This window comes from Cellulomonas sp. SG140, assembly GCF_025770785.1.
Lineage (GTDB): Bacteria > Actinomycetota > Actinomycetes > Actinomycetales > Cellulomonadaceae > Cellulomonas.
The window spans coordinates 62,472-78,889 of record NZ_JANZLA010000011.1 but is presented as its reverse complement, the minus strand read 5'-3'; the positions used below and the strand labels follow the sequence as shown (position 1 = coordinate 78,889).

The following is a 16,418-nucleotide window of genomic DNA, read 5'->3' as shown; positions in this document are numbered from 1 at the left end:
CGGCTCAGGAGGCCAGCACCTCGTCGAGGATGGCCTCGGCCTTCTCCTCCTCGGTGTGCTCCGCCAGCGCGAGCTCCGAGACGAGGATCTGACGGGCCTTCGCCAGCATCCGCTTCTCGCCGGCCGAGAGGCCGCGGTCGGCGTCGCGGCGCGACAGGTCGCGCACCACCTCGGCGACCTTGATGACGTCGCCCGACGCCAGCTTCTCGAGGTTGGCCTTGTAGCGGCGCGACCAGTTGGTCGGCTCCTCGGTGTAGGGGGCGCGCAGCACGTCGAAGACGCGCTCCAGACCTTCCTGGCCCACCACGTCGCGCACGCCGACCAGGTCGACGTTCTCCGCCGGCACCTCGATGGTCAGATCACCCTGCGCGACCTTGAGCTTGAGGTAGATCTTGTCCTCTCCACGGATGGTCCGGGTCTTGATCTCTTCGATCAACGCTGCACCGTGGTGCGGGTAGACAACGGTCTCCCCAACAGTGAAAGTCATCTGCAGGTGTCCCCTTTCGCAGTGGCCTATCCTATCACGCCGTATTTCCGGCCAAATGGTGCGGTTCCTGCCGTCGTCGCAGGTCAGCAGGCACGTCCGGAGCCCGGTCCCGCGGCGGCACGCCGGGGGGCAGCCCGCTAGGCTGGGCACGCCCAGGACCAAGGTCCTCCCCACATGTCGGGGCCGTACCGGGGGCACCGGGCCGCGCTGCGGCCGCAGGCCGTGCACAGGAGGAGCCGTGACCAGCACCCGCCGCCCCCGCCGCAGGATCGCCGTCGCGGTGCTCGCGGTGGCGCTGCCGCTCGTCGGGGGGCTCGCCGGCTGCTCGGCGACCAACCCGATCCAGACGCAGCGCCCGTACTCGCCGGCCGACGGCGTGCGTGCGACGCTCGGCCCGCTCGAGACGACGAACCTGCTGGTCGCCGGCACGGCGAAGGGCCGCGTCGCGGCGCTGTCCGGCGGGCTGGTGAACACCGGTGCGGACGCGCTGACCGTCAGCGTGGCCGTGTCCGGCGAGACGTCGACGTTCACGGTGCCCGGGCACGGGTCGGTGCTGATCGGCACCGGGTCGGACACCGGCCGCACGATGCCGATCCACGCGCTCGACGCCGAGCCCGGTGCGCTGACCACGGTCACCCTGAAGGTGCCGTCCGCCGGCTCGGCCGCCGTGCAGGTGCCCGTGGTGGACGCCGCCCTGCCGCAGTACACGTCGGTGCTGCCGTCGCCGTCGGCTTCCTCCTGACCCGACCGACGACCCGACCGACGACCCGACCGACGACCCGACCGGCCCGGTCAGCCGAAGCGGCCGGAGATGTAGTCCTCGGTCTGCTGCTGCCGCGGGGTGGAGAAGATCGTCGCGGTGTCGTCGATCTCCACCAGCCGCCCCGGCTTGCCGGCGCCCTCGATGTTGAAGAAGCCGGTGCGGTCGGAGACGCGCGCGGCCTGCTGCATGTTGTGCGTGACGATGACGATCGTGTAGCTCGCCTTGAGCTCGGAGATCAGGTCCTCGATGGCGAGGGTAGAGATCGGGTCGAGCGCCGAGGCGGGCTCGTCCATCAGCAGCACCTGCGGGGTGACGGCGATCGCGCGCGCGATGCACAGGCGCTGCTGCTGACCGCCGGACAGGGACGAACCCGGCCGGTCGAGGCGGTCCTTGACCTCCTTCCACAGGTTGGCGCCCACCAGCGAGCGCTCCACCAGGTCGGCGGCGTCGGACTTGGAGATCTTCTTGTTGTTCAGCCGCACGCCCGCCAGGACGTTCTCCGCGATGGACATCGTCGGGAACGGGTTGGGCCGCTGGAACACCATGCCGACCTGACGGCGCACCGCCACCGGGTCGACCGCGGGGCCGTACAGGTCGATGCCGTCCATCGCGACGGTGCCCTCGACGCGCGCGCCGGGGATCACCTCGTGCATGCGGTTCAGCGAGCGCAGGAACGTCGACTTGCCGCAGCCGGACGGACCGATGAGCGCGGTGACGCTGCGGGGTTCGATCGACATGCTGACGTCCGAGACGGCGAGGAAGGACCCGTAGTAGATGTTCAGGTCCTTCACGTCGATGCGCTGTGCCATGCGGGTCTCGCTCTCTGCTCTCTGCGACGGGGTCTCGTGGTGCTCAGCGCAGCTTCGGCGCGAACAGCCAGGTCACGAGGCGACCCACGAGGTTGAGGATGACGACGATGAGGAGGAGGGTCAACGCCGCGGCCCAGGCCCGGTCGAGGTTGATCGACACGAGGCAGTTGGTGGCGTTCCGGGCACACCGTGCCGGGCCCTGGTGGTACTGGTCGTAGATGAACACCGGCAGCGTCATCATGCGGCCGGCGAACAGGTTGAAGTTGATCGACGCCGTGGTGCCCACCGCGATCAGCAGCGGTGCGGTCTCGCCGATCACCCGCGCGACGGCGAGCAGCACGCTGGTGGTCAGGCCCGCGACGGACGTCCGCAGCACCACCTTGACGATGGTCAGCCACTTCGGGACGCCCAGCGCGTAGGCCGCCTCGCGCAGCTCGTTCGGCACCAGCCGGAGCATCTCCTCCGACGAGCGGACCACCACGGGGATCATCAGCAGGGCGAGCGCGACCGACCCCATCACGCCCAGGCGGACGCCGGGACCGAAGAAGATGGCGAACACCGCGAACGCGAACAGACCGGCGACGATCGACGGGATGCCCGTCATCACGTCGACGAAGAAGGTGACCGCCCGGGCGAGCGGTCCCTTGCCGTACTCGACCAGGTAGATCGCCGCGAGCAGGCCGATCGGCACCGAGATCACCGTGGTGCCGAGCGTGATCAGCAGGGTGCCGGCGATCGCGTGGTACGCACCGCCGGCGTCCATCCCGCCGGACACGTTGCGCATCGAGTGCAGCAGGAAGTACGGCGTGAACTTCGTCAGGCCGTGGCTCAGCACGGTCCACAGCAGCGAGACCAGCGGCGTGGCCGCCAGGACGAAGGCGGCCCAGACGAGGCCGGTCATGATCCGGTTCTTGCGCTGCCGCCCGCGGTCGACCGACGTGAGCAGCTCGCGGAGCGCGTTGTCGGGCGTCGTCGAGGCGGTGGCCGACGGGCTGGTGGCGCTCATCAGTTGGCTCCGGAGAACTCGTTGCGGCGCGAGACGATCCAGCGCGCCAGCATGTTGACCGCCATGGTGATGACGAACAGCGCCAGGCCGGTCGCGATCAGCGTGTTGACCGCCAGGCCGCTCGAGTCGGGGAACTTCGCGGCGATGTTCGCCGCGATCGTCTGGAGCACGCCGGAGTCGAAGATCTGGAACGAGTACCCGGCGCCGCTCGAGGTGGACAGCACCATCAGGACCGCCATCGTCTCGCCGAGCGCGCGGCCCAGGCCGAGCATCGCGGCGGACACGACGCCGGAGCGCCCGAACGGCAGCACGGCCATGCGGATCACCTCCCAGCGCGTCGCGCCGAGGGCGAGCGCCGCCTCCTGGTGCAGGTGCGGCGTCTGCTTGAACACCTCGCGGGACACGGCCGTGATGATCGGCAGGATCATGATCGCCAGCACCAGGGCGGTGGTGGCCATCGAGCGACCGGTGGCCGTCGCCCGCACCGTCACCCCCGGGATCGCGCTGAGCACGTCGGCCACCCACTGCCACAGGGGGGCGATGCGCGGCGCGAGGATCTGGGCGCCCCACAGGCCGAAGACCACGGACGGGATCGCCGCGAGCAGGTCGATCACGAACCCGACGGCACCGGCGACGCGCCGGGGTGCGTAGTGGGACACGAACAGGGCGATGCCCACGGCGACGGGCGTGGCCAGCACCAGAGCCAGCGCCGCGGCGATCAGCGTGCCGAAGATCAGCGGGCCGATGTACTCGGCCAGGTTGTGCGCGCCGGGCGGCAGGTTGCCCTCGGTCTGCAGCGTCTCGGGGGAGGCCGTGAACGCGGCCCAGCCGCGCATCAGCAGGAAGACGGCCACCGCGGCCAGCACCAGCAGCAGCAGCACACCGGCCGCCGTGGCGGCCCAGCGGAACACGCGCGACATGCCGCGTTCCGGGACGCGCGTCGAGCGGGACGTCCGCTGACCGGTGCCGTCACCGCCCCGCGGGGCCTTCGATGCATCGAGCGTGGGTGCGCTCACCACAGGGACCTTCTCATCGCTTGATGGTCAACGGGAACTTCGCCGAACGCTACTGCCGGTGGCAGGGGCAGCCTCGGGGGCGACCCTGCCACCGGCAGGTGTGCGTCATGCCGGCAGGGCCGGTCAGCCGACCTTGATGGCCGCGACGGAGGCCGCTGCCTTCTGGGCGAGCGCACCGGTCATCGGTGCCGAGCCGGCAGCCTGGGCGCCGGCCTTCTGACCCGCGTCCGAGACCACGTAGCCGAGGAACGACTTGACGAAGGTGCCCTTGGCGGCGTCGCTGTAGCTGGAGCACGCGATGCCGTAGGAGACCATCAGCAGCGGGTAGTCGCCGGCAGCCGAGGCCTTGCGGTCGATGCTCACCACGATGTCGTTCGCCGGGCGGCCCGTGGCCAGCGGCGAGGCGTTCACCACGGCGGCTGCACCGTCGGCCGACGGCTTGTTCCAGGCGGAGCCGACCTTGAGCGCCGCAACCCCGACGCCCTGCGGGACGCCGGACTCGTCGATGTACGCGATCGCACCGTCGGTGCTCGTCAGGACGCCCGCGACACCCGAGGTGCCCTGCGCCGAGTCGCCACCGTTCAGCGGCCAGGCGTCGTTCTTGGCGTTGGTCCACACGTCACCGGCGGCCTTGTTCAGGTAGTCGGTGAAGTTGTTCGTCGTGCCCGACTTGTCCGAGCGGTGCACGGTGGTGATCTTGGTCGACGGCAGCGTCACGCCCGGGTTGTCCGCGGCGATCGCCGGGTCGTTCCACGTGGTGATGGCGCCGGTGAAGATCTTGGCGATCGTGTCCGGTGCGAGGTTCAGCGAGGTGACGCCCTTGAGGTTGAAGGCCACCGCGATCGGCGAGATGTACACCGGGATGTCCCAGGCGCCGTCGGTGCCGCAGACCTTCTGCGACTGCGTCAGCTCGTCGGTGCTCATCGCCGCGTCCGAGCCCGCCCAGGCCACGCCACCGGCGAGGAACTGCTGGCGGCCCGCACCCGACCCGGCCGGGTCGTAGTTGACGGTCAGCCCGGAGTTCTTCTGCTGCATGGCGGCGATCCAGGCCTGCATCGCCTGCTGCTGCGCGGAGGAGCCGGCGCCGGAGAACGTGCCCGAGATGGCCGGTCCGGCGCTCGTGGCGCCCGAGCCCGACGTCGCCGACGAGCCGCTGCCGGCCGTGGCGTTGTTGTTGTCCGAGCCACAAGCGGCCAGCGCCAGGGCGGTGAGCCCAGCCAGCACGGCGGCGCCCACTGCGTGCGTTCGCTTCACTATGTTCCCCATCGTCTCGTCGTAGCGCCGTGCGCGGCGCTGTCGAGGGCAGACGTTAGGGACCCGAGGTGACCGCTTCCCCGGCGGAAGGTGAACCCCGGGTGAACGATGGACGACGATCTGGTCGCGCGTCCGAGTCCGGCGGCGCAGCCCCCGCAGCGGGGCTACTCGTCGGCGGAGAGCTTGTAGCCCAGACCGCGCACGGTCGTCAGCAGGCGCGGGGTGGACGGGTCGTCCTCGATCTTCGCCCGCACCCGCTTGACGTGCACGTCGAGCGTCTTGGTGTCCCCGACGTAGTCCGCGCCCCAGATCCGGTCGATCAGCTGGCCGCGGGTCAGCACCCGCCCAGGGTTGCGCAGCAGCAGCTCGAGCAGCTCGAACTCCTTCAGCGGGAAGGCGACCGGCTGGTCGTGCACCTTCACCACGTGCCGGTCGACGTCCATCTCGACCGGGCCCAGCACCAGCCGGGTCTCGTCCTCGTCGGGCAGGTCGTCGTCCGGCGCGGCCGGTGCCGCGGAGGCCACCGCCGCCTCGCGGCGTCGCAGCACCGCGCGGACGCGCGCCAGCAGCTCGCGCGACGAGTACGGCTTGGTGACGTAGTCGTCAGCGCCGAGCTCGAGGCCGACCACCTTGTCGATCTCGCCGTCCTTGGCGGTCAGCATGATCACCGGGACGTCGCTGACCGCGCGCAGCCGCCGGCACACCTCCGTGCCCGGCAGGCCGGGCAGCATCAGGTCGAGCAGCACCAGGTCCGCACCCGTCTCCGCGAACCTGTCCAGCGCGTCGGGGCCGGTGGCCGCCGTGACCACGTCGTACCCCTCGCGGCGTAGCAGGTACTCGAGGGGCTCGCGGTAGGACTCCTCGTCCTCGACGAGCAGGATGCGGGTCACTGGGCGCTCCCGGGGGCGGACGTGGGACGGCCGGCGGACGACGCCGGCTCGGCGGTGCTGCTGGTGGGCGTGCTGCTGGTGGGCGTGCTGCTGGTCGGCGTGCTGCTGGTGGGCGTGCCGCTGGGCTCCTCCGCCCGCGGCAGGCGCAGCGTGAACGTCGAGCCGCGGCCGGGCTGCGACCACACGGTGACGTCGCCGCCGTGGTCGGCGGCCACGTGCTTGACGATCGACAGGCCGAGCCCGGTCCCCCCGGTGTTCCGCGACCGCGCCGGGTCCACCCGGTAGAAGCGCTCGAAGATCCGGTCCTGCTCGGTGGGCGGGATGCCGACGCCCTGGTCGACCACGGCGATCTGCACCAGGTCGGCCGTGGTGGAGACGCCGACGCCGACGCGGGTGGCGTCCGGCGAGTACGCCACGGCGTTGTCGAGCAGGTTGCGCACGGCCGTGACCAGGAGGTTCCGGTCGCCGAACACCCGTGCGCCGGTCTGCCCGCCGACGTCGATGACGATCCGCTTGCCGCTGGCCGTGGTGCGGGCGCGGTCCGCCGCCTCGGCCAGGACGCTGTCGACGTCGACCAGCTCCATGTCCTGCAGCGCATCGGTGACCTGCAGGCGGGACAGCTCGATGATCTCCTGCACCAGCAGGGCCAGCCGCTGCGCCTCGGACTGCATCCGGGCCGCGAACCGGCGGACGGCGGCCGGGTCGTCGGCGGCGTCCTGCACCGTCTCGGCGAGCAGCGACAGGGCGCCGACCGGCGTCTTGAGCTCGTGCGAGATGTTCACCACGAAGTCCCGCCGCATCGCCTCGAGCCGGCGAGCCTGCGTCAGGTCCTCCGCGAGCACCAGCAGCAGGTGCGGCATCACCTGGGCGACCCGCACCTCGAGCAGGAGCGTGCCCGAGCCGACCGGGCCGCGCGGCAGGTCCAGCTCCGCGTCCCGGATCACGCCGTCGCGGCGGACCTCCGCCACCATGTCCCGGACCGCCGCGTGCGCCAGGCGGCCGTCCCGCACCAGGCCGAGGGCGTGCGCCGGCGGGCTCGCCCGCACCACCCGGTCCGCGTCGTCCAGCACGATCGCCGACGACCGGAGCACCGCGAGCGCGCGGACCAGGCCTTCGTCCAGCTCGGGCTCGGGTTGCGGGGGGACGTGACGCTGGGCACGCTCGCTCAATCGGAACGCGAGCGTCGCACCGACTCCGACGAGCAGCCCGACGAGGCCTCCGACGAACCAGGCGAGCTCGGTGTCCACAGCGCCACACCCTAGGGGCCGACGCCACGGCCAGGTCCCACCGGACGGGCCCGTGCCGTGGCACAGTGCCCAGTGTTCACCTGGGGGGGCCCTTCCGTTCACCTGGACCTGGCACCCTGGCACCCGCACAAGCGGGAGAGGACGTTCATGCGCGAGATCTTCGACGCCGAGCTCAAGGCGCTCGGTGACGACCTGCAGGCCATGAGCCGCAAGGTCGAGCAGGCCATCACGTCGGCGGGCATCGCCCTGGCGACGGCCGACCTGGGGCTGGCCGAGCAGGTGATCGTGGACGACCTCGCGATCGACGAGCTCGAGCGTCACCTCGACGAGCGGTGCATCCACCTGCTCGCCCAGCAGCAGCCCGTCGCGACCGACCTGCGCATCGTCGTCTCGGCGCTGCGGATGAGCGCGACGCTCGAGCGGATGGGCGACCTGGCGCGGCACGTCGCCCAGGTGGCGCGCGGCCGGTACCCCCGGCAGGCCGTGCCGCAGTCGCTGTCCGGCACGTTCGCCGAGATGCACGAGGCCGCGGTGCGGGTGGCGCGTCGGATGACGACGCTGCTCGAGACCCGTGACCTGGCGGTGGCCGAGTCGATCGAGTCCGACGACGACCTGCTCGACGCCCTGCACGCCGACACGTTCACCGCGATGCTCGGCGGCGAGTGGTCCGCCACCCCGCAGCAGACGATCGACGTGACGCTGCTCGGCCGGTACTACGAGCGGTTCGGCGACCACGGCGTGAGCATCGCGCAGCGCGTGGTGTACCTCGTGACCGGCGACCTGACCAAGGGTGAGCCGACCAGCCTGCGCGCGCACTGACGCTCCGCACCCGGGCCGCCCCTGCGGCCGGTCGCACGACGAACGACGAGGGCCCCGCTCCGTGCTCGGAGCGGGGCCCTCGTCTGTGCTGCGGGACGGGTCAGCGACCCTGGTTCGCCACGGCCTTGATCGCCTCCGCGGCGGCGTCCGGGTCGAGGTACTTGCCACCGCGGACGGTCGGCTTCAGCGTCTCCTCGTCCAGCTCGTACACCAGCGGGATGCCGGTGGGGATGTTGATGCCGGCGATCGTGTCGGCGTCCACGTCGTCCAGGTGCTTGACCAGCGCGCGGATCGAGTTGCCGTGGGCCGCGACGAGCACCGTCTTGCCGGCCTGCAGGTCGGGGACGATGTCGCTGGTCCAGTACGGCAGCGCCCGCGTCAGCACGTTGGCCAGGGCCTCGGCGCGCGGGATCGGCTCGCCGGCGTAGCGCGGGTCCGCGTCCTGCGAGAACTCCGAGCCGAGCTCGATGTCCGGCGGCGGCACGTCGTACGAGCGACGCCAGAGCATGAACTGCTCCTCGCCGTACTCGTCGCGGATCTGCTTCTTGTCCTTGCCCTGCAGGGCGCCGTAGTGCCGCTCGTTCAGGCGCCAGCTGCGCTTGACCGGGATCCACAGGCGGTCCGCCACGTCCAGGGCGTAGTTCGCGGTGGTGATCGCGCGGCGCAGCAGCGAGGTGTGCACCACGTCCGGCAGCACGCCCTCGGCCTTGAGCAGCTCCCCGCCGCGCTTGGCCTCCTGCACGCCCTTCTCGGACAGCGCGACGTCGACCCAGCCGGTGAACAGGTTCTTCGCGTTCCATTCGCTCTCGCCGTGGCGGAGCAGCACGAGGGTGTAGGTCATGGCGTCCATCCTGCCGCAGGCGGGCGGCACCCGGCAGGACTGGGGTCCCCCGCGGACACCGCTGCGGACACCTCTGCGGAGACCTCCGCGGAGACCTCGGCCGGGACCGGGTCAGCGGGCCTCGGCCGCCACCGCGTAGACCTTGAGCACCTGGTCGGCTGCGGCGTCCCAGCCGAACCGCTCGGCGCTCGGCCGGGCCGCCTCGCCCCAGGCCGCCAACGTGCCGTCGTCGTCCAGCGCCTGCCCCAGCACGTCCGCCCACACCGCCGGGTCGTGCCCGCGGACCAGCCGGCCCGAGCGCCCGTCGTCCACGATGCTGCGCAGCCCGCCCACGGAGGCGGCGACCACCGGGACGCCGGACGCCTGCGCCTCCGCGGCCACGAGTCCGAACGACTCCGAGCGGGACGGCATCGCCACCAGGTCCGCCGCGTGGTACCAGCCGACCAGGTCCTCCCGTGCCGCGGGCGGGTGCACCAGCAGGTCGTCGCCCACGCCGAGGGCCGCCGCGAGCGCCACCAGCTCGCGAACCGCGGTGGACCGGCCGCTCGGCCCGCCGAGCACCACCAGCAGCGGCACCGGACGGCCCGTCGCGCGCAGCACGCCGAGCGCCCGCACCAGCACGTCCGGGGCCTTGAGCGGCTGCACCCGGCCAGCGAACAGCACCACCCGGCGGTCGGCGGGCAGGCCGAGTCGCGCACGGGCGGCCGCACGCGTGGCGGCGTCGGCCGGCCGGAACCGGTCGAGGTCCACCCCCGGCTCGACGACGTGCACGCGAGCGGGGTCGGCACCGTAGAGCTCGACGAGCTGGCGCGCCTCCGCCGGCGTGCTCGCCACCAGGGCGTCCGCCGCCTCGACCACCTGCTCCTCCCCGACCACGCGCACCACCGGCTCCGCGTCGTCACCGGGCGCGAGCGCCGCGTTCTTCACGCGGGCCAGCGTGTGGGCGGTGTGCACCAGCGGCACCTCCCAGCGCGCGGCAGCGACGGCGCCCACCTGCCCGGACAGCCAGTAGTGGGAGTGCACCACCTGGTACCAGCCCGGACGGCGGGCCGCCTCCGACCGCAGCACTCCGGCGGTCATGCCGCACAGCATCCCCGGCAGGTCCCGCTTGTCCAGCCGCTCGAACGGTCCGGCCGGGACGTGGTGCACCAGCACGGGCGGCGTCACGCCGGCCGGCACGTCGTCCGCCAGCAGCACCGCGCGCCGGTCGGCGCGGGAAAGGGGCTCTCCGGCGGCGTCGGTACCGCCCAGCACCACCGTCTCCGGCAGCTCGGAGGACGTGGCGCGCGTGAAGATCTCCACGCGGGCACCGCGGGCGGCCAGCGCCCGGGAGAGCTCGAGCACGTAGACGTTCATCCCGCCGGCGTCGCCCGTGCCCGGCTGGTCCAGGGGCGAGGTGTGCACCGAGAGCATGGCGACGCGCGGTGCGTGCTCGGTGCTCACCGGGTCATTCTCACCTTCGGCGCAGGCGTGCGCGGGCGTGCGTCGGCGGAGCCGGCAGGCTCCCGTCCCGTCACGGCGCGTCGACCCACGGCGGGTCGACTCACGGCGCGTCGAGTCACCGCAGGTCGACGACGGGGACCACGCAGGCCGGCACCGGCAGCGAGCGCGTGCACACCACGCCGCCGTCACCGTCCAGCACGGTCAGCGCGCTGGAGTCCTGCTCGGCGACGATCGTCCAGCCGGCCACCACCTCGTGGTCCCGCGGGGTGCGGCCCGGCAGCGCGTCGTCGGCGCGGTGCGTCAGCAGCCCGTCGGCATGGCGGGTGAACCGGGACAGCACCTCCGTGCCGCGCACGCCGACCACCACCTCGTCGCCGTCGATCAGCACGTGCGCCGGCTTCACCTCGGCGTCCGGGCGGGCGGGCGCCGCGGTGGCCGGCAGCACCTGCACCGACGTGCCGGTGTCGGTCGCGCCGTCCCACGCGAGCACGTGCACCGACGCGTCCAGCTCGCCGGTGACGTAGGCGAACCGGCCGTCGGGGCTGAAGGCGAGGTGCCGGGGACCGGTGCCGGGCGGCAGCGTGGCGGCGACGCCGGCCGGGACCAGCCGGCGACCGGCGACGTCCCGTGCGTAGCGGCGCACCTGGTCGGCACCCAGGTCCATCACCAGGACGTGGGCGCCGGACGGGGTCATGACGACGTAGTGGGCGTGCGGGCCCTCCTGCCGGTCGGCGCGCGGGCCGTGGCCGTCGCCCGGCAGCCGTTGGGCGGGCTCGTCGTCGGCGAGCGTGCCGTCGGCCGCCAGGCGCAGCACCCCGAGCACGCCGTCGGCGTAGTTGGCGACGTAGAGCAGGCCGGCCTCGGCGTCCAGCAGCAGGTGGCACGGAGCCGACCCGCCGGACGGCACCGTCGCGGTGGTCACCAGCGCGCCGTCCCGCACGGCGAAGCAGCTGACGGCGCCCGGCGAGCTCTCGTCGACGGCGTACACAGTCCGACCGTCGGGGTGGGTCGCGACGAACGACGGTGCCGGCGTGACCACCACCTGCTGCGGGATGCCGAGCATCCCGTCGAGCGCGTCCAGCTCGACGCGCCACACCCCCTCGCCGCGGCCCGTCGGCGTGCCGAAGCCCGCACTGGGGTACGTACCGATCCAGAGCATCGTCATGCCGGTCCTCCCGCCGCGGTGGCCGCGGTCCCCGCCGTCGTGGTGGTCGTCGTCGTGGTGGTCGTGCTCCGATCCAGCCACGCCGACGGCTGCTGCACCAGTCGACGGAGCGCCGCCAGCGCCCCACCGCTCATCGCGGGGAACTCCCCGGCCCGCGCGGCACCCACCGTCACGGGCGACCACGGCGCCGTGATCACCAGCTCGTCGAGCGCCCGGGACACCTCGTCACGCACGTAGCCGTACAGCTGGCCGAAGGTGCCGCCGAGCACCACCTGGTCGACGTCCACCACGTGGACCACGCCCGACAGGGCGATGCCGAGCGCCCGTCCCGCGCCGGCGACCGCCGCCAGGGCCCGGGCGTCCCCGGCGGCGCAGGCCGCGACCAGCCGGTGCACCGGCGCACCGTCCGGCAGCCCGGCCACCCGCAGCATCGCCTCTTGCCCGGCACGCGCCTCGAGGGTGCCCAGCCGCGGGCCCCCCGGCATGCACGGGTCGACGACGACGTGCCCGATCTCGCCGCTCCAGCCGTGCTGGCCCCGGAACAGCTCACCGCCCAGCACCACGGCACCACCGATGCCGACCTCGCCGGACACGTACACGAAGCTCGGCTGCGGGGTGCCGCGGCGCACCCGCGCCTCCGCCAGCGCGGCGAGCTTCGCCTCGTTCGCCAGCTCTGGCGGCAGGTCCGCCAGGGCCGGGTGCCGAACCAGCCGGCCCACCACGTCCACGTCGCGCCAGCCGAGGTTCGGCGCGACCCGCAGCGGCCCGGTGCCGGCGTCCACCAGGCCCGGCAGCGCGAGCGAGGTGCCGACCACCCGCACGCCCTGGCCGGCGAGCCGGGCGAGCACGCCCGCGACCAGCTCGGCGAGCCGGTCGAGCGTCTGCTCCGGCGACCGCGTCCGCTGGTCCCCCGCCTCGACCCGCTCGGCGAGCACGGTGCCGGCGAGGTCCACCGCCCGCAGGCCGAGGTAGTCGACGTTCACCTCCATGCCGATGCCGGCGAAGGTGCCCCGTGCCGGGGCGAGCGGCACGGCCGGCCGCCCGGCGCGCTGGGCCGGGCGCGGCATCAGCTCGCGCACCATGCCGCCGCGGATCAGCTGCTCCACCAGCGAGGTGACGCTGGGGCGGGCCAGCCCGGTGACCGCGGCCAGCTCGGCGCGGGACGGGGGCTCACGCGCGTCCAGCACGTGAGCGAGCGCCACGGACAGGTTGTGCTCGCGCAGGTGCTCCTGGCGGGCGACGCCCGAACGGGCGCCGCGGGACTGCGAGGCCCACGGGTCGGCTGCCGGCACGGGCTTGACCCTACCGCCCGGCCTCGATAAATTCATGGCGGGAACTAATACGCCCGGCAACTCGACGAGGAGCACTCCCCATGACGCGTACCCCCACCCGTGACGACCACTTCTCCTTCGGTCTGTGGACCGTCGGCTGGGCCGCGCAGGACCAGTTCGGCAGCGCCACCCGCCCGTGGCTCGACCCGGTCGAGTCGGTGCACAAGCTCGCCGAGCTCGGCGCCGCGCACGTGACCTTCCACGACGACGACGTGGTGCCCTTCGGCTCCTCGGACGCCGACCGCGAGAAGATCCTGGACCGCTTCCGCGGTGCGCTGGCCGAGACCGGGATCACCGTGGAGATGGTGACCACCAACACCTTCAGCCACCCGATCTTCAAGGACGGCGCGTTCACCTCGAACGACCGCCGCGTGCGCCGCTACGGCCTGCGCAAGATCCTCCGCAACGTCGACCTGGCGGCCTCGCTCGACGCCGACACGTTCGTCATGTGGGGCGGCCGCGAGGGCGCCGAGTACGACTCGGCCAAGGACCTGTACGCCGCCCACGAGCGCTACGCCGAGGGCATCGACACCGTCGCCGCGTACATCAAGGAGAAGGGCTACAAGCTCCGCATCGCGCTGGAGCCGAAGCCGAACGAGCCCCGCGGCGACATCCTGCTGCCGACCGTCGGCCACGCCCTGGCCTTCATCGCCAAGCTGGAGAACGGCGACATCGTCGGCCTGAACCCGGAGACCGGCCACGAGCAGATGGCGGGCCTGAACTACACCACCGGCCTGGCGCAGGCGCTGTGGGCCGGCAAGCTGTTCCACATCGACCTGAACGGCCAGAAGTCGATCAAGTTCGACCAGGACCTGGTGTTCGGCCACGGCGAGCTGTTCTCGGCCTTCGGCACCGTCGACCTGCTGGAGAACGGCTTCCCGTCCGGCGGCCCGACGTACACCGGCCCGCGCCACTTCGACTACAAGCCCTCGCGCACCGAGGACATGCAGGGCGTGTGGGACTCCGCCGCCGCGAACATGGCGACGTACCTGCTGCTCAAGGAGCGCGCGCAGGCGTTCCGTGCCGACCCCGAGGTGCAGGCCGCCCTCGAGGAGGCCGGCGTGTTCGAGCTGGCCCAGCCGACCATGGCGGAGGGCGAGACGATCGCCGACCTGCTGGCCGACCGGTCCGCGTTCGAGGACCTGGACGTCGACGCCGTCGCGGCGCGCGGCTTCCGGTTCGTCCGGCTCAACCAGCTCGCGCTCGAGCACGCTCTCGGCGCGCGATGAACCTCGTCGCCGGGGTCGACTCGTCGACCCAGTCCTGCAAGGTCGTCGTGCGGGACGCCGCGACCGGAGCGCTGGTGCGCTCCGGTCGCGCGGCGCATCCCGACGGCACCGAGGTGGACCCGCAGGCGTGGTGGGCGGCCCTCCAGGTCGCGATCGACCAGGCGGGCGGGCTCGACGACGTCGAGGCGCTGGCCGTCGGCGGGCAGCAGCACGGCATGGTCGCCCTGGACGCCTCCGGCGAGGTGGTCCGGGACGCGCTGCTGTGGAACGACACGCGGTCGGCACCGGCGGCACGCGAGCTGATCGACGAGCTCGGCGGTCCGCAGGCGTGGGCGTCGGCGATCGGCTCGGTGCCGGTCGCGTCGCTGACGGTCACCAAGCTGCGCTGGCTGCGGGACGCCGAACCGGCGAACGCGGCCCGCGTGGCGGCCGTCGCGCTGCCGCACGACTGGCTGACGTGGCGGCTGGCCGGCGGGTTCGACGCCCTGGGCTTCGAGGGCCTGGCCACCGACCGGTCCGACGTGTCCGGCACGGGCTACTGGTCGCCGTTCGACGAGGCGTACCGGCTGGACCTGCTGGAGCGGGCGCTCGGCAGCGCCCCCGCACTCCCGCGGGTGCTCGGTCCGCACGACGTGGCGGGTCGAACGGCCGCAGGGGTGCCGCTCGGCCCCGGTGCCGGGGACAACGCCGCCGCGGCGCTGGCCCTGGGCCTCGGCCCGGGCGACGTGTCGGTGTCCATCGGCACGTCGGGCGTGGTGGCCGCGGTCGCCGACTCCCCGACCGCCGACGGGTCCGGCCTGGTGACCGGCTTCGCCGACGCGACGGGGCGGTACCTGCCGCTGGCGTGCACGCTGAACGCCTCACGCATCCTGGACTGGGCGTGCCGGCTGCTCGGCGTGGACTACGACGAGCTGTCCCGGCTCGCGCTGTCCGCACCCTCCGGTGCCGACGGCCTGGTGCTGGTGCCGTACTTCGAGGGTGAGCGCACCCCCGACCGGCCCACCGCCACGGCGTCCCTGCACGGGATGACGCTGACCAGCTCGACCCGCGAGCACATCGCCCGGGCCGCCGTCGAGGGGCTGCTGTGCTCGCTCGCCGACGGCATCGACGCGCTGCGTGCCGTCGGGGTGCCCGTGCAGCGGGCGTTCCTGGTGGGCGGCGGGGCCCGTTCGGAGGCGGTGCGCCGGCTCGCGCCCGGCGTCCTGGGGCTCGACGTGCTGGTGCCGCCGGCCGGCGAGTACGTCGCCGACGGTGCGGCCCGCCAGGCCGCCTGGGTGCTGTCCGGCGGGGACACTCCCCCGGAATGGCAGCTCGGTGGCGAGCCGGAGCGGTTCACCGGCGACCCCCAGCCGCACGTGCGCGAGCGGTACGCCGCCGCCCGCGAGCTCACCCTCGAGCGGGTGCACTGAGGGTCGGGGAAGCTCGGCCGTTCCCGGCCGGCGGCACGAGCCGGTGCGGGGTCACGACGAAGCGGCCGACGAGAAGGGGCCCGGTCACCATCAGGTGACCGGGCCCCTTCGTCGCTCGTGGGTGCGAGGCGTCAGTGGGCGGCCTCGTACGCCGCGCGCACCTCGGCCGAGATCCGGCCGCGCTCGGAGACGTGGTGGCCGTTCGCCTTCGCCCAGTCGCGGATCGCCTGCGCGTCGCCGCGCGAGGCGCGCCCGCGGGGCGCTGCCGACGTCTTCGCGGCACCGCCGCGACCGCTCACCTTGCGTGCGTGACCGGTCCACTGGGCGAGCGCGTCGCGCAGCTTGGCGGCATTTTCCGTCGTGAGGTCGATCTCGTACGAGACGCCGTCCAGACCGAACGTGACCGTCTCGTCAGCAGTTCCGCCGTCGAGGTCGTCGACCAGGAGAACCTGGACCTTCTGTGCCATTGCGTGCTCCCGGGGGTCCCGCCAGCGCATTGTGCGCCGACGCGCCCAGGATGACACCCCCGTGAAAAGTCCGTCAAACGGTAGGCGGGCCGTCCACATTTTCTTCGCGAGACTGCTGCCGCTGCTGCGCATCGATTTGCGCCTGCGCACGGCGTTCGTTGCGGTCTGCATTCATCACGGCACGCAGCCCGAACCAGAAGATCAGGCCGACGCCGATCGACGGCAGCACCGCGGCGAGCACG

At 73.1% G+C, this 16,418-nt stretch carries 17 protein-coding genes; 4 read left to right on the top strand and 13 right to left on the bottom strand.

The window, feature by feature from the left end; all coding sequences use genetic code 11:
• Positions 1-4: 4 nt before the first annotated feature.
• On the bottom strand, positions 5-487 hold the full coding sequence (locus N0B34_RS16905; protein WP_122148867.1) for a CarD family transcriptional regulator: 483 nt from the start codon (positions 485-487) through the stop codon (positions 5-7).
• A 238-nt stretch (positions 488-725) separates the two neighbouring features.
• Between N0B34_RS16905 and N0B34_RS16900 the strand changes: the two genes are divergently transcribed.
• Positions 726-1,229 carry a hypothetical protein gene (locus N0B34_RS16900; protein WP_263732442.1) on the top strand — a complete coding sequence of 168 codons (504 nt, stop codon included), beginning with the start codon at positions 726-728 and terminating at the stop codon, positions 1,227-1,229.
• A 50-nt stretch (positions 1,230-1,279) separates the two neighbouring features.
• Here the strand turns inward: N0B34_RS16900 and pstB are convergent, their stop codons facing one another.
• The 6 genes from pstB to N0B34_RS16870 form a co-directional block, all read right to left on the bottom strand.
• Entirely contained in the window at positions 1,280-2,059 is a 780-nt protein-coding gene (gene pstB, locus N0B34_RS16895; protein WP_263732441.1) for a phosphate ABC transporter ATP-binding protein PstB, read from the bottom strand.
• A 43-nt stretch (positions 2,060-2,102) separates the two neighbouring features.
• Positions 2,103-3,065 (bottom strand): phosphate ABC transporter permease PstA, encoded by a 963-nt coding sequence (pstA, locus tag N0B34_RS16890; protein ID WP_263732440.1) that lies wholly within the window; start codon positions 3,063-3,065, stop codon positions 2,103-2,105.
• Entirely contained in the window at positions 3,065-3,985 is a 921-nt protein-coding gene (gene pstC / locus N0B34_RS16885) for a phosphate ABC transporter permease subunit PstC (protein WP_263732470.1), read from the bottom strand. Before pstC ends, pstA begins: the two co-directional genes overlap by 1 nt.
• Positions 3,986-4,204: 219 nt before the next feature.
• Positions 4,205-5,335, bottom strand: a complete 1,131-nt coding sequence (pstS, locus tag N0B34_RS16880) for a phosphate ABC transporter substrate-binding protein PstS (protein WP_263732439.1) — start codon at positions 5,333-5,335, stop codon at positions 4,205-4,207.
• 164 nt (positions 5,336-5,499) lie between these two features.
• The gene (locus N0B34_RS16875) at positions 5,500-6,225 is read right to left on the bottom strand and encodes a response regulator transcription factor (protein WP_263732438.1); all 726 of its coding nucleotides are present in this window, start codon (positions 6,223-6,225) and stop codon (positions 5,500-5,502) included.
• Positions 6,222-7,472 carry a sensor histidine kinase gene (locus N0B34_RS16870; protein ID WP_263732437.1) on the bottom strand — a complete coding sequence of 417 codons (1,251 nt, stop codon included), beginning with the start codon at positions 7,470-7,472 and terminating at the stop codon, positions 6,222-6,224. Before N0B34_RS16870 ends, N0B34_RS16875 begins: the two co-directional genes overlap by 4 nt.
• 147 nt (positions 7,473-7,619) lie before the next feature.
• Here N0B34_RS16870 and phoU point away from each other — a divergent pair, with 147 nt between their 5' ends.
• The gene (gene phoU, locus N0B34_RS16865; protein ID WP_263732436.1) at positions 7,620-8,291 is read left to right on the top strand and encodes a phosphate signaling complex protein PhoU; all 672 of its coding nucleotides are present in this window, start codon (positions 7,620-7,622) and stop codon (positions 8,289-8,291) included.
• A 100-nt stretch (positions 8,292-8,391) separates the two neighbouring features.
• Here phoU and N0B34_RS16860 read toward each other — a convergent pair whose 3' ends face one another.
• The 4 genes from N0B34_RS16860 to N0B34_RS16845 all read right to left on the bottom strand — a co-directional run bounded on the left by N0B34_RS16860 (position 8,392) and on the right by N0B34_RS16845 (position 13,032).
• Entirely contained in the window at positions 8,392-9,132 is a 741-nt protein-coding gene (locus N0B34_RS16860) for a phosphoglyceromutase (protein WP_263732435.1), read from the bottom strand.
• Positions 9,133-9,243: 111 nt separating this feature from the next.
• Entirely contained in the window at positions 9,244-10,575 is a 1,332-nt protein-coding gene (locus N0B34_RS16855; RefSeq protein ID WP_412175765.1) for a glycosyltransferase, read from the bottom strand.
• Positions 10,576-10,690: 115 nt separating this feature from the next.
• The gene (locus tag N0B34_RS16850; protein ID WP_263732434.1) at positions 10,691-11,740 is read right to left on the bottom strand and encodes a lactonase family protein; all 1,050 of its coding nucleotides are present in this window, start codon (positions 11,738-11,740) and stop codon (positions 10,691-10,693) included.
• Positions 11,737-13,032, bottom strand: coding sequence for an ROK family transcriptional regulator (locus N0B34_RS16845; protein ID WP_263732433.1), 1,296 nt, complete (start codon positions 13,030-13,032; stop codon positions 11,737-11,739). The genes N0B34_RS16850 and N0B34_RS16845 overlap by 4 nt, the downstream gene beginning before the upstream one ends.
• A gap of 80 nt (positions 13,033-13,112) precedes the next feature.
• Here N0B34_RS16845 and xylA point away from each other — a divergent pair, with 80 nt between their 5' ends.
• The gene (xylA, locus tag N0B34_RS16840) at positions 13,113-14,300 is read left to right on the top strand and encodes a xylose isomerase (RefSeq protein ID WP_263732432.1); all 1,188 of its coding nucleotides are present in this window, start codon (positions 13,113-13,115) and stop codon (positions 14,298-14,300) included.
• Positions 14,297-15,709 carry a xylulokinase gene (gene xylB, locus N0B34_RS16835; RefSeq protein ID WP_263732431.1) on the top strand — a complete coding sequence of 471 codons (1,413 nt, stop codon included), beginning with the start codon at positions 14,297-14,299 and terminating at the stop codon, positions 15,707-15,709. Before xylA ends, xylB begins: the two co-directional genes overlap by 4 nt.
• Before the next feature lie 131 nt (positions 15,710-15,840).
• Here the strand turns inward: xylB and N0B34_RS16830 are convergent, their stop codons facing one another.
• Positions 15,841-16,176 (bottom strand): histone-like nucleoid-structuring protein Lsr2, encoded by a 336-nt coding sequence (locus N0B34_RS16830; RefSeq protein ID WP_263732430.1) that lies wholly within the window; start codon positions 16,174-16,176, stop codon positions 15,841-15,843.
• A gap of 73 nt (positions 16,177-16,249) precedes the next feature.
• Positions 16,250-16,417 (bottom strand): hypothetical protein, encoded by a 168-nt coding sequence (locus N0B34_RS16825; protein WP_412175764.1) that lies wholly within the window; start codon positions 16,415-16,417, stop codon positions 16,250-16,252.
• Between the last annotated feature and the right edge of the window lies 1 nt (position 16,418).